7 protein-coding genes are annotated in these 14,415 nt (G+C 41.7%); 4 read left to right on the forward strand and 3 right to left on the reverse strand.

Going from position 1 to position 14,415, the window contains the following annotated elements; all coding sequences use genetic code 11:
* Positions 1 to 399 precede the first annotated feature (399 nt).
* Positions 400 to 915 carry a hypothetical protein gene (locus tag JEY82_RS06660; protein WP_304084052.1) on the reverse strand — a complete coding sequence of 172 codons (516 nt, stop codon included), beginning with the start codon at positions 913 to 915 and terminating at the stop codon, positions 400 to 402.
* A gap of 363 nt (positions 916 to 1,278) precedes the next feature.
* Between JEY82_RS06660 and JEY82_RS06665 the strand changes: the two genes are divergently transcribed.
* From JEY82_RS06665 to JEY82_RS06680, 4 genes are read left to right on the forward strand one after another with little or no spacing between them, the layout of a single operon-like run.
* Complete coding sequence (locus JEY82_RS06665) at positions 1,279 to 3,516, forward strand: type I secretion system permease/ATPase (RefSeq protein ID WP_304084055.1); 2,238 nt, start codon at positions 1,279 to 1,281, stop codon at positions 3,514 to 3,516.
* Between the two features lie 9 nt (positions 3,517 to 3,525).
* A complete protein-coding gene (locus JEY82_RS06670) occupies positions 3,526 to 4,857 on the forward strand; it encodes an HlyD family type I secretion periplasmic adaptor subunit (protein WP_304084057.1) in 1,332 nt (443 codons plus the stop codon).
* Between the two features lie 6 nt (positions 4,858 to 4,863).
* Positions 4,864 to 5,574, forward strand: coding sequence for a transglutaminase-like cysteine peptidase (locus tag JEY82_RS06675; RefSeq protein ID WP_304084059.1), 711 nt, complete (start codon positions 4,864 to 4,866; stop codon positions 5,572 to 5,574).
* A gap of 21 nt (positions 5,575 to 5,595) precedes the next feature.
* Positions 5,596 to 7,668 (forward strand): HD domain-containing phosphohydrolase, encoded by a 2,073-nt coding sequence (locus tag JEY82_RS06680; RefSeq protein WP_304084060.1) that lies wholly within the window; start codon positions 5,596 to 5,598, stop codon positions 7,666 to 7,668.
* A 187-nt stretch (positions 7,669 to 7,855) separates the two neighbouring features.
* Here the strand turns inward: JEY82_RS06680 and JEY82_RS06685 are convergent, their stop codons facing one another.
* Positions 7,856 to 9,184: a TolC family outer membrane protein gene (locus tag JEY82_RS06685; protein WP_304084063.1), complete on the reverse strand. Its 1,329-nt coding sequence runs from the start codon at positions 9,182 to 9,184 to the stop codon at positions 7,856 to 7,858.
* Positions 9,185 to 9,307: 123 nt separating this feature from the next.
* Positions 9,308 to 14,415 (reverse strand): tandem-95 repeat protein (locus JEY82_RS06690; protein ID WP_304084065.1); only part of this gene is annotated, 5,108 nt, incomplete at its 5' end.

Here is a 14,415-nt window from a genome sequence, read left to right on the forward strand (position 1 = left end):
CCTATCTGTTAAGTTGGTATTAATACCTACTCGTTTGATAGGTATTTTTACCTGCCTGTTAGGTATGTTAATATTTGTAGTCTCGTCAAGGGGGGTAGGAGTAAAAAACACTTCACTTTTATTGTTGATAACCGACTAAAATTGTCTGATTTTAAGTGTTTGTTATAAAAGCTTTTTATTATCAAAATAGGGGTTATTGGAGTTTCGCAGAGTTATTGAATTAATTTTTTTACGATTTTAAGAATTGCGTAACTGATGTGATTTAAATCTTTTTTTGATCATAATTTAAAGGTATTATGAGGAGATAAAAAAAGATCTTACGATGATTAATCGTAAGATCTTAAAATTTATTGGTCGGAATAAGAATATTTTAATTTTTAGCCTATGGCCGTGATATAATTACTTAGGGGCTCGATATTTTGAGTCAGCGGTTTTTTTATGTGAAGTTTTCGTGGTGTGAGAAATGCCGGATAAGCCATCTGTCCTTCTTCTTTCATATTTCTGTGCATCTTTTGAAAGAGGTATAATTGTTAATACTTCTTCTTGTTCGCTATATAATATTTTGTAGGACATCCTACTTCCATCAGCTACAGCTTCTACTGGAGTCGCGACGACTTCCCACAATCCGCATGTAAAAAGATCGGCAACTCCATGAAATAATGCCCGGCTTGCTTTTGCGCCGCCTGAGTAACCATCAACGAATGAAAAAATATCATATTCAACTGAGCCATCCGCCCGTTTAACTGTACTGATAGGTTGTCCGAATTCTCCAAGCATTACAGATCTTGCTTGTCCTTCAATTATCATGGACATTTCTTTTCCGTCTGGCTGATTCGCGGCCATATATACTGAGCATCCGCTAATGTTTATTAACAGTCCCATTACAATAAGTGTAAACATAGCATTTAACTTCATAATAATTCCTTTTTAGTAATTAATAAATAATTAAAATATTAATTATTCGTTTATTTATATTATTATGATGTGTCAATGGATATTTATTATCTATGTGTGCATTGATATGAATTCTTTTTAAGGTGTAATTTATTTATTATTCGTATTCTAGATAGATTCTTTATAGGTAAACTGGGATTAACCTTTTTTAACCTGCCAATTCATTAAAAAACTGAAATCATTGCTAGGTATAGAATATCGGAGCTGACAAAAAGGATGACATGATGTGGGTTCATATATAATACTTATTAAAACTCTAGGTTAGGCTTAGTAATATTTCTCCTTCCAGAGTATAACTAATAAGAATATGTGAGTGTTTTCAATATGCCGGATAAGAAACAGCCTTTTGCCGCGGCTCCAGAAATACAGGCTCAAGATCAAGAAAGTGAGCCTTTACTTGATGAAAATACTTTGAAGCCGGATGAACGATTATCCCCCAAGGATATTGATTTCCAGCCTCCTTTAGTGATCTGTCTTTCTATCATAAGCAGACTCATGGGTAAGCCTGTTTCTTCGGCAACTCTGAAGGCTGGTATTCCGCAGCAGGGCGGGGTCATCACGGCGGCTTCTATCGTCCGGGCCGCAGAACATATCGGAATAAAAGCAAAGACCGTACACCGTCCTAAATTAAGATCAATATCAAAGCTGGTGTTACCCAGTATATTGCTTATGCGGGGCGGTAATGCTTGTGTGTTGATTGATACCACAGAGGACACAGCGCGTGTAATGATCCCGGGTAACGGGATGGATGAATCTGAGATTCCGTTAACTGAGCTTGAAGACGAATATACTGGTTATGCCATTTTTACTCACCGGGCGAGTAAGCTTGATAAACGGGCAAGCGAATTTAAATTAGTTAAAGCTAAACGCTGGTTCTGGGGAACAATATTCAGTTTTTGGCCCATTTATAAACATGTTATCGGCGCTAGTGTTATGACGAACCTCATAACTATTTGTGCTCCTTTGTTTGCAATGAATGTTTACGATAGAGTTATACCTAATAACGCTATGGATACCTTGTGGGCTTTGGCTATTGGTGTCGGGATAGCTTATTTCTTTGATTTTTTGCTAAAAAATCTGCGTAGTTATTTTGTTGATGTTGCCGGACGAAATGCTGACGTCTTGATTGGTAGTCGTCTTATGCAGCATCTCATGTCCGCAAGATTGGACCATATGCCGGAATCAGCCGGAGCTGTTGCAAATAATATACGTGAATTCGAGTCTTTAAGGGAATTTTTCAGTTCCAGTACGTTAGTGGCCTTTATTGATATGCCGTTCCTTCTTTTATTTATCTGGGTAATTTATTTGATCGGCGGGCCGCTGGTTTTCCCTGTAATTGCGGCAGTTCCGATTGTGATTCTTGTGGGGATTCTTATTCAGATTCCTTTTCAGCATATTATTGAGAATCACTATAAAGAATCCACTCAGAAAAATGCGCTTCTGTTTGAAATAGTTCACGGTCTTGAAACTATTAAAACCAGTCTGGCTGAAGGCCGTATGCAATCCCGCTGGGAAAACGTTGTGGGTATGAGTGCCCATTCCAGTAGCAGTGCAAAGGTTATGGCTAATATTTCTATTACGTTTTCTGTGTTTATTACTCAAATGGTCAGTGTCGCGATTATTATCCTTGGCGTTGTTTTAATTTCTAAAGGTGAATTAACAGTGGGTGGATTAATAGCGTGTAATATACTGTCCGGCAGAGCCATGGCTCCTTTGAGTGCTGTTGCAGGATTGCTTTCCAGATATCAGCAATCCCGTATGGCTTTGGGAGCACTGGACATGTTAATGAAACTGCCTAGCGAGAGGCCAGATGATAAAGAGACTTTTCATTATGCCGGAGGTGATCCTTCGATCACATTTAAGGATGTTTCATTCAGCTATCCGGGTACGGACAAAGCTGTTCTTAATAATGTTAATCTTCATATTAAACCCGGTGAAAAAGTCGGAATAATCGGCTGTATCGGTGCCGGTAAGACTACTTTAGGTAAACTCTGCCTAGGGCTTTATCAGCCTGTTGAAGGCAGTGTGAAGCTCGGGGATATTGATTTAAGGCAAATGGATGTTGCGGATTTGCGAAGGAGGGTAGGGTATGTTGCTCAAGACAGCCTGCTTTTTTACGGAACTTTGAAGGACAACATCGCTTTTGGCTTACCGGAAGCAGATGATCAATCTATTAGATATGCCGCTGATATTGCGGGTGTTACTGCTTTTGTAAAAGATCATCCTGCTGGTTTCGGTATGAAAGTCGGTGAACGAGGTTCGTCACTTTCGGGCGGACAGCGTCAAGCTGTTTCCATAGCGCGTACTATACTTCTTGATCCCGAAGTTTTAATTATGGATGAGCCTTCCAGTAACATGGATAATCAATCTGAAATTAGGCTTAAGGAGAAATTGCGTCCTTATGTTAAGGACAAGACCCTCATCGTTATTGCTCACCGGCATACTATGCTCGACCTCGTGGATAGACTGGTGATTATGGATAAAGGAAAAATTGCTGTTGACGGACCTAAGAAGGCTGTGCTGGATGGTTTAAGATCTGGAAAAATAAAGGTATCTATATGAGGCTGTTTTATGTTCGGTAAAAACAAATTAGACAGTGAAGAACTACTCTTTGTGTCGGAAGTGGATCAGGCTTTGTACGGCAAAGGGCGAAAGTTCACTTATATAATGTATTTGACCATAATGGTGTTTATTGTTGTTTTCGGTGTATGGGCTGAATATGCTGTTTTAGATGAAGTTACCCGCGGATTTGGACGCGTTATTCCCTCCCAGAGAATTCAGGAAATTCAGAATCTTGAAGGTGGAATACTTAGTGATATCTTTGTTTATGAAGGTCAGGAAGTAGAGAAAGGAGAGGTGCTTTGTCGTTTGCAGAATGAGCAGGCTGCTAGTTCTTATCGGGATGCTTACGCTCATTCCATAGAGCATCATGCTGCCATCGCGAGACTTAAAGCTCAGGTTGAGGGAACGAAACCTGTTTTCGATAAGGAAGTCATCGATTTCGCACCACAGCTGGTGGAAGAACAATTAATGACTTATCACGCTCAAATGCGAAAAAATAAGATAGAAATTGAACTCTTAGAAGATCAATACGACCAAAAGGTTCAAGAAGTAGCCGAAATGAGAAATCGTAAAAGACTTCTTATGAAGAACCTTCAGGTTGCACTGGAGCAACGGAATATCGCAAAGCCTTTAATGGAAAAGCAGATTCATTCCAAAATGGATTATCTTGCGTTGGAGCAGAAGGTTCTTGAATTACAAGGTGATGTGGGAGCTCTGACTATGGGACTTCCCAGAGCGATGAAGGCTGTAGAAGAGTTTCGCGGAAGGGTAGATAAATTTAAGGCTGATCTTAATTATGAAATGTTGCAGGAAATTAACAAGCGCCGTCTTGAACTTACTTCTCTTACGGAAACACTTTCCACCGGTAGTGACCGAGTTACACGAACTGATGTCCGTTCACCTGTCAAAGGAATCATTAAACGCATAATGGTGAATACTTTGGGAGGGGTCATACGCTCAGGTGAATCCATAATGGAAGTAGTGCCACTTGATGACACCTTGTTAGTGGAGGCAGAGGTCCGTCCTGCGGATATAGCTTTTTTGCATCCTGATCAGAGGGCGATGGTTAAAATTACAGCGTATGATTTTTCTATTTATGGCGGACTGGAGGGCATTGTGGAGCGTATCAGTGCTGATACAATCCAGAATGAAAAGGGTGAAGAATTTTATCTGGTTAAGGTTAGAACAAAGAAAAATGCGATGCTCTATCGCGGAGAAAAACTTCCTATTATTCCGGGTATGACCGCGCAGGTGGATGTTTTGACAGGCAAGAAATCTGTTCTGGATTATTTGTTAAAGCCTATCTTAAAAGCTAAGCAGAATGCGCTGCGAGAGCGTTAATATTTTATGTTGTTCTTTCAAAGCATACGCGCTGTAAGAGCAACTGTTCTGTGTGTTCTGTTTGTGGCCTTTTTTGTAATCGGGACGGAAGAAAGTGGTTTCGCAGGCTCAAAAAAAGTTGTTAAACAAAAAATATTCGAAACTGTCGAGTTCAAAGGTAAGATATCGAAACTGCCTAAATGGACTAGAGTTTTAGCCGGTATGAAACAATGGAAAGGATATTTCAGCTCTAAATCTAAAGCGTCTCAAGCATCCAAGGCGGGTTGGAAACTTCTAAAGAAGCAGATTGCTTCCAAGCCGGAGATGGATCGGTTGAGGGCTGTGAATAAATATTTTAATCAGTGGCCCTACCGTTTGGATAAGCAAAATTACGGTATGACGGATTACTGGGCGACTCCTATAGAATTTTTGAGCAAGTCCGGTGATTGTGAGGATTACGCCATCGCCAAGTATTACGCTCTTAAGGAGCTGGGATTCAGCAAGGATAAAATGCGTATTGTCGCTGTCCGGGATAACATAAGAGGGATAGGGCATGCCGTTTTAGTCGTTTATTTGAGTGATGATGTTTATGTTCTTGATAATCAGACCGTTCTCGTTTTGTCGCACACGAAGTACAAGCATTACGTGCCTCAGTATTCAGTGAATGAGAACTTTAGATGGTTCCATGTGGCACCTGCTAAGAAAACTACATATAAAAAACCGATAAATAAAAAGTAACCATTCAGATGGAGTTAAATCATGGCAGAACAACAATCCCCGATTATGCATAATGAGACGTATCATCCTCAGGAAGATAAACCGACGAGCAAGATCGTTTTGGTTCTTCTTTTGGTGCTGCTTGTCTCGATAGGGATTTGTTTCTTAGCGAACCAAAGTATTACGGATCGCAACGAAGACTTTTTAGATAATCAGCAGAAACGATTAGCTTTACTCAGCGATGGGCGAGCTGAAGCAATGGAAACATGGCTGAAACATCTTAGCAAAGAAGGTGATCGGCTGATTAAATCAGATCTTTTCAGGTTGTATGCCTCGGAAGTTGAGGTCTTCAAAGATGATTTATCTTCAATTTTCAGTATGAGTTCATTTGAGAATGGAGAGCTTACAGAAGATAAGGCAGAACTGGCAGCGCAATTGCCTATGATGCAAAATATGCTCAGAGAGTTTACGACTTATACGGGCTTTGTAACTGCAAGAATACTTAGCACTGATGGTCAGGCTTATATTGCTACGGATGGATATCTTCCTCCTCTTGATGAAGCCCAGATGGTTCTTGCCAGTGAAACAGTTACTAATAAAAATGCGCAATATTCGCCACTTAGGAAAACCCCGCAGGGGCTTGAGATGGATGTTTTTGTGCCAATGTTTGCTGATAGCGGTGCTTCAAAAGTCGTTGGGCTTTTGATGATGACACAGCAGGTAACAGGCAAGATTACAGAATTACTCTCTAACTCTGCTTTATCAGCGGAGGGGGAGCGTACCTGTTTAGTTCAGAAGAAAGGTGAAGGGTATTTGAATGTTTTGCCTTGGACTTCTGAGGGATTTGCCGAAGTACCGAATTCTGTGAAGTTTGAAAATTCCGGTCTTGCTTTTGGTGAACGGGATGGTTTGGATAATTATAAAAGAAAAGTTTATTCTTTAGGTGTCAAAGTTGACTCTCTGGATTGGTGGATTGTTCAGCAAAATGATTATGAAATATCCAGAAAGTCCATTGATGCTTTTTCCCGTTCTGTTTATATCGTTTCAGTTTTCGCTATTCTCATAGTTATTCTCATGGCCGGATTAGTCTGGTGGGTTCTAGCCAGCGTCAACAGCAAACGCATGGCAAAAAAATTCGAGTGTCTAGCTTCTCAGATAGACTGTCAGAAGCGTTTTATTGACAGCATCAATGCGGCTGTTGATGAGTTTATTACTTTGAAAGATATTTCAGGTAAATATACTTACGTTAACGATGCTTTTGCTGAGGCTACCGGACGTTCGAAAGAAGACCTTATCGGTATGGATGACGCAGCTATTTTCGGATTTGACACAGCAAAGCGTTTAACAGCTCCTGACAAGGCTGTTTGCGAAGCTGACCGTAAAATTACTTTCACTGAGTCAGTCTTTTTGCGTTCAAAACGTTATCAGTTTCATATTGCAAAATCTCCATATAGAAATGCCGCCGGCGCATGTCTGGGAGTTGTTTCTGTTTTTCGGGATATTACGGATTTTGTAGCTGTTCAAGAAAATAATAAACGACTTGTTCAGCGGGCTATAATGGTTCTTGCCAACACAATTGAGGCCGCAGATCCTCATCTTGGCGGTCATACAAAACTTGTATCCGGAATTTCCGTGGCAATAGGGAGAATTATGAACCTTTCTGAAACAGATCTTTTGCAGCTGGAGACAGCGGCAAATCTTTCTCAGATTGGTAAGGTTTTTGTGCCTAAAGAGATATTGATTAAGCCCGGAAAGCTGACTGAAGAAGAAAAACTGATAATGGAACAGCATGTCGAACACGCTTATAAAATTCTTAAGGATATTGATATCGCTGAAGACGTTGTTCAGGCAATTTATCAGATGAATGAGCATTTGGATGGTAATGGTTATCCAAAGAAGCTCAAGGGGGCTGAGATTGTCGTCTTGGCACGTATTCTGGCTGTTGCGAACGTTTTTTGTGCCATGATAAGACCCCGAGTTTATCGTGCAGCAAAAACGACTGAACAGGCGCTTGATATTCTAGTTTCTGATACTTCGAAGTTCGATCATGACGTTGTAGAAGTTTTGAGAAAGGTTGTTTCTACTTCAGAAATTGAAAAGCTGCTTGCTGGCTAAATATTTTTTTGTAGCAAGTCATTTGTAGATAAAAGGCCCCGACGCGAATTCGTGCCGGGGCCTTTTATGTGGTGATTAGACTTTGGTGATTTGATCTTGTTGAAATAGAAATGTTCAGTTTGTTTCTTGCAAATAAAAAAGGGCATGATCCTAAGACCATGCCCTTATGAATTATTCTTTACTCTGCTTATTCAGGAATAGTATCATATGTGGCCTTGGCAACTTCCAACGTATTCACAAGTGTACCTTGAAGTGTAAGGAATTTGTAAATACTGAATATTTGATTACTTCGGGCTGTCTCAAGCAACACACTGTTACTGAATACTTCGTTGATTGCATCGAGAACATCAAGAAGACTGCGCTGTCCTACATTAAACTGCATAATATACATATCGCGCGATTCAATGCTGTATTGAAGAGCTTCTTCATGAAGTCTTATCTGATTTGAGGCGGTCTGGAATTCACTCCAGGCCGTTGCGACCTGACGAGTGATATCATCAGTGGTATCCCTAAGATCAGCCTCTGCTTCCTTGATGCGTGAGTCAGCAGCCTGAGCGTCCTTATAATCTGTTCCGCCGCTAAAAAGGTTCCAGGAAATACCGACCATTGCCCGATTGTCTTGTAAATATGTTTTTGACCCGTCCAATTGATCTGTGTAACGGGAGCTGAGTTTGAGATTAACATCAGGATACATACGGGCCTGAATAATCCCTTTGCTTTCTTCAGCAACTGAAATTTCAGCTTTTGCGACTTTTATTTTAGGGTTGTTCTCCAACGTTTGGCTCAGCACTGAGTCCATAGTGGTTGGAGCCATACTTGCTAAATACTCCGCAGGAGCAAGAGCTTTCGGCTTTTTGCCGACAACTCTGAGGTATTCGGCTTCAACCGTTTGCAAATCTCCGGTGTAAGTAACAAGGGTTATTTCTGCTCTTGCTACACGTCCTTTCGCCTGCATTTCATCAGCTTTATTACCTGCTCCAGCTGTAACTCTTTCTGAAATATTACTTAAAACATCTTGGTGGTCTTGAATGTTTTTTTCAGCCAGCCCCATAAGTTTGCGTTCCCGCAGAACATTGATGTGTGTCCGTATAGCATCGAGGGCTACAGTTTCAACATTGTCGAAAAGTCTTTGTTTTGCTGACTCCAGTCGAGCTTTTTCACGGTCATACTGGCTTAAGCGTTCCATACCATCAAAAATATTTTGGGTTAACGTCAGTGAGTTGTCAGAAGCTCCGTTAGAATCAGTGTTTCGGTTTAAAGTTCTGGTGGCAGCACTGTCGTAATTTTGCAGGCCCACACTTGATGACGCATCAAGTGAAGGGAAAAAGCGTCCCAGAGCAGCCGAGAGAGTTTCGTCTACCGCCTGACGATTGAAGAGTAGGGATTTAATTTTAGGATGTTGTTTAACCGCTTGAATGACACTTTCTTTTAAAGAAACAGTTCCGTCGATTTCTGCATGGGCGATATTGAACGTGAAAAGAGTTAAAATCAGTATGAGTAGGATAGTTTTTTTCATTTAGTAAGTGTCTTTTGGTATGTATTAATAAAGTTATGACAATTTTAAAAATAGTTAATATCAAATTGAGTAAATAAATCAGCTCATCTTCATATGAAGATGAGCTGATTTATTTAAGGAATATTAGCTGTTTGTTTCTGGATGGTCAATTATGTTCTGAATTAGTGAATTCATGTCGGAAGATATTGCGGTATCTACTAAGTCTGTATGAAAGTCTGCTGGTGCTATTCCCATAAGTTTAACTACAATATCATCTGATGTATCCGATGTTCCATTGTCGAATAACAATTCGGTATATGCGCTTTCAGTACTATTTCCTGCGAATCCTGTGTATGTCATATTATCAACAGTATCGGTTGTTACTTGGATGGAATCATGGTTCGCATCGAAGTCATTTACAGTAATATAGGTAGAGTCTTCACTGTCAGTATTTATGAAGGACTTATCGATAATGATTTTATCTGCACCTTCACCTGTTACGATGTAGTTGTTACCGCTGCCTGCGATAAGGATATCATCGCCACTACCGCCGAGCAGTATGTCATCCCCGTCACCGCCATAGATGATGTCATTTCCTTCCTGTCCGTAAATAATATCATCGCCACTACCGCCTGAGATAGTATCATCGCCGCCTTGTCTGCCATGACCTTCAGAGTCCAGCGTTTCTTGACCTAGTTCGACGTGATGTTCTTTAATATAATCCCGCGTATCATCTTTCGACCAGTTAGGTTTAGCTTCAAGCTCTTCAAAGACTTTCCAACCCGATCCTTCAGGTAAATTAATATTATGCAGATCTGCTAGAGTATTCGTGTTGATTGTGTCCCCAAATATGAGGTCATTACCACCACCTCCGTATATTTGATCCGCTCCGGCATCTTCCAGTTGGAGCGTGTCTTTAATAATAACGTCCAGAGTCTGATTCAGATCAGAGCTATACTGTACAACAAGAGCGTGACCTGTGCTGTCAATGGCATTCATCAGCTCACCTTGAGTATCAACCTTGATTCCATCAATATAGATGTTAGCTCCATTAAGCCTTGTTGTAGAATTCATACCAATTGCTACGGCGCGCAAACTATCTACAGCATTTTGCAGGTTGGCAATGTCGTTTACTTGGTCATTTTTACTAATTCCGAAAAGGTGTTGTAAGTTTGAGGTAGAAGTGTGCCGGCCATTTCCTGCTATTCCTGAAGGCGTATTATAGTAGGTCGGAGCTCCATCTGTGATAAATAACGCGTGTGTCTGGTCTGCGTACGCGGAATGAGATTGTGTCCAGCTTAAGGCGTCCATAAAGGCGTCTTCGTAGTTTGTTCCGCCATAAGCATTCAGGTTATTAATGAAAGTTGTGGCTTCAGCGTGACTGCCATTTTTAGTAAGTGTATATGTTTGTGCTCCATCAACATCGGTATCGAAGGACATTAAGTGCAGAGTAACTGTTCCGCCTGTTTTATTAACTTCGTTTTGTAATGAGTTCAGCATAGTGTTCATCGCTGTTTTCATATTAGCAAGGTCATTGCCGTCCATTGAACCGGAAGTATCCATCATTACAACATAGTTATAGTTTAGCGGAACTGCGGTTGTTCCGCTTATTGATCCTCCGAAGTCTCCAGACAGAATATCAGCGGCTGAGCCTCCGTTTATAGGAGCATTTTCATCACCATTAGATCCAATGATGACACTAGAATCATCTTTACCTGCAATAGATATCTCTAAGTTAGCAGTATCAGTTCCTCCATGACCATCCGATACGGTGTAAGTGATGGTCTCGGAAAGTGATTCGTTGTCGTTCAGAGCCTGAACCGTGGCATTGTCATTATCGATTTCATACGTGTAGGAGCCATCTGCCTTGATGGTTATTTTGCCGTATTGTCCTTTAATTTCAGTTCCGACATCGTTTCCTATTCCATCAACTTTTATGACAGTGAGATGATCCGCTTCGCCGTCTGAGTCATTGGTAAGGACATTCCCCTCTATGGAGGTGGGTGAATCTTCACTGATAGATGCCGTGTCATTTATTGCTTCCGGCGCATCGTTAATGGCATTGACGTGAATAGTCGCAGTTGCTGTGTTGCTGGCTACATTATGGTCATCGGTAACGGTGACTTCAATGTGTCGATCTGCGGTGTCAGGGGTATCACTTTCGTTAGAAAATGTGACGGATTGAATAGCTGCCTCGAATTTACCGAGTGGAGCTGTTGTCCCGTCTGTAGCTGTTAAAATTATTATCAGCTTACCATCAATTATTTGAGGTGCAGATGCACTGATACCGTCCGGTAAATCCTCTGTATTCAGATGATCTCCGTTTTTAAAATTGGTCAGCACGATCTTCGCGTTTGTCATTGTAGCGCTGTCAACATCTCCAATTTTTAGGTCTGTTGAGGCAATTGAAATACCTCCGGCATCCTCGGTGAAAGTCGATTCGTGGACAGTTCCTGGAGTTATGTTGATTACAATGTCATCAAAGTCGTTGTTACTATTATGTGGCAGATCTTCCATACTTACAGTGGTAGATCCATCATCATTATTTACGGTTCTGAAGTGGTTATGCCCACCCGGGTTATATTGATCTTCGGAAAAATATACGGGGGATTTAGAGGCTTCCCCGTTTACTTTGAGAATTAATTGATCTCCAACGGTTTCAAAAGAAAGGGTGGAGGTGCTGGAGTAATGGTCGGCTCCATCGGCTATAAGAAAATATTCATAGTGGAGACCTTCCGGTAAGGATGCAATCTTTTCTCCTTCGAGTTCAACGAGTGTGTTCTGGTCGGTAATTAATATTTGCGGGTTGGAAGGATTGCCATTTTCATCGACAACATAGACGCCGAAGATATTGTTAAAGGCAGCATTTTCTTCTACAAAAGTCATTTCAATTTGGCCGTTGTCACCATTTAAGTCGATGGTCGGCGCATCATTAACCGCGTCGACAGTAATTGTGCCTGTCGCCTGAGTAATGTTGTTGTTTTTCGAGCCGTCGTTGATATCGAAGTTGAATTTTACTTCACCGTTAAAATCTTTATTAGGTGAGAATACCCATTCGCCAGCTGTATTTTGAGAGAGTGTTCCGTCCGTACCGACTAGAGTGAGATTCTGCACAGTGAGCAGGGCGTTATCGGTGTCAACATCATTCGCAGTGGCAAGCAGCGTTTCTTGGGTAATGATGATGTCGGTATCTTCGTTTGTGGTTACAACAACCGGAGTGCTGGTCGGCGCATCATTAATCCCTTCAATATCGAAGGTCAGTTTGGCGGTTGATCGGGCACCTTCGCTGTCGATCACGGTATATTTGAAGGTTTCAGTTGCTCCGCTGTTCTCTGAGAGAGCATCGGAAGCTTGCTGATCAGCTACATAAGAATACGTTCCATCGGCACTGACGGTAAGTGTTCCGTATTTTCCAATAATGGTTGAGTCTTCATCACCATTAACAACCTTCTGGTTGTGGGGGTGGCCTTCATCATCAGTGAATGAAACATTAACTACGTTCAGTTGGGTTGTATTGCTGCCTTCGTCGCTGTAGTCCGTGTCTTCGGCATCAGTGGCGTTATCCAACAGGTTCCCTTTGGAAGGGGCGACAGTGTTGTCGTTGTAGGCTTCAGAGGCAGTGTCGTGTTCGTTATGCAGTGCCGGAGCATCATTTCTGGCAAAAACCGAGATAGTAGATGTCGCGGTGTTGCTGACACCTTTATTGTCATCGGTAACAGTTACGTTGATAATGCGTTCAGTCGTATCTGGAGTTTCGCTGTTATTGTAGAATGATACTGAGCGGATAGCAGCTTCAAAGTCAGCAGGGGAGGCGGTATGTCCTTCTGCCGCTGACAGGGTAACGATTATTTTGCCGTTATCTTCTGTTGTGGAAGCTGTGATGTTTTCCGGTAGGTTACCTACACGCAACAGATCTCCGTCCATGGCGTTGGTCAGCACAATTTCGGCAGTGGTCATTGTTGTGCTGTCTACATCTGCAATTGTGAGTCCTGCCGATGCTACATATACTTGGCCTGCATCTTCAATGAAGGTTGCATGGTATCCGGTTCCGTCTGATCCTTCGGCTGGGCTGAGGCGGACGACTACGTCTAAATAATCTTTATCCCCGCCGTTTTTTACATCTTCCATACGGATGAGGGTTGTGCCTCCCTCCTCCGTCGTAATAATGAAATGACCGGGAGCCGGAGTTCCATCATTCGCTTTATTACCTGATGTTTCTTCGCTACCATTCAGAGTATCCGGATTGTTTTCCATCTGGGAAAAATAAACAGATTTAGCTGAGGGGTCTCCGTTTACATTAAGAATTATTTTTCCGTTAGCGGAAGTGAAAGAAAGTTCATTGTCTGCAAGGTCGGGGTAGTATCTACCTCCGTCTGAAATTAGAAAATACTGATAAGAATGTCCTTCGGGTAAAGTTCCAAGGACATGATTTGAACCAGTGGTCAGCGCATTCTGATCGTTTATAAAAACTTGAGGATCAGAAGGGTTCTCACCGTTAGCGTCAACCTGATAGACTCCGAATATATTGATAAATGATGCCGATTCGCTAACAAAAGTCATTTTAAGATGAGAATCACCATCAAGGTCAATGGCCGGCGCATCGTTTTCGCCAAGAATATCCAAGCATAGAGTGGCTTGACTTTTCTCGCCGTCGGGATCGGTGATAGTATATTCGAATTTTTCACGGGTGTAACCATTGTTGCCGTCATCGGGGCTGCTTGGAAGAGCGTCTACAGCATCTTTATCAGTAATGTATGAATAGGTTCCGTCGCTATTGATAGTCAGTTCACCGTATTTCCCAACAATAGTGGAGGAACTGCCGGATTCAACCTCGACATTCTGTACGTCACCGCTTTCGTCAGTGAATGAAATATTGTTGACCGTAAGCTGATTTGTATCTTTATCGCCTTCTGTGAGGTCTATATTATCAACGTCCGTATCATTTGAAAGGACATTTCCTGTGGCAGGATCGATGTCGTGGTCATTTTCGCGAAAGTTGTTAACCTCGTGGTTAGCTATGGGCGCATCGTTAACTGCGTCAACAGTAACAGTGCCCGTCACCTTGGTGATGTTATTGTTTTCCGCACTGTCATTTATTTCGAAGTTGAATCTTACTTCACCGTTAAAATCTTTATTAGGTGAGAAAGTCCATGTGCCGTCTGCGTTTTCGGAGATTGTTCCGTCCGTACCGACTAGAGTGAGATTCTGCACAGTGAGCAGGGCGTTATCGGTGTCAACATCATTCGCAGTGG

Origin of the sequence: Maridesulfovibrio ferrireducens, assembly GCF_016342405.1 — a bacterium.
Classification (GTDB): Bacteria; Desulfobacterota; Desulfovibrionia; order Desulfovibrionales; family Desulfovibrionaceae; genus Maridesulfovibrio; species Maridesulfovibrio ferrireducens_A.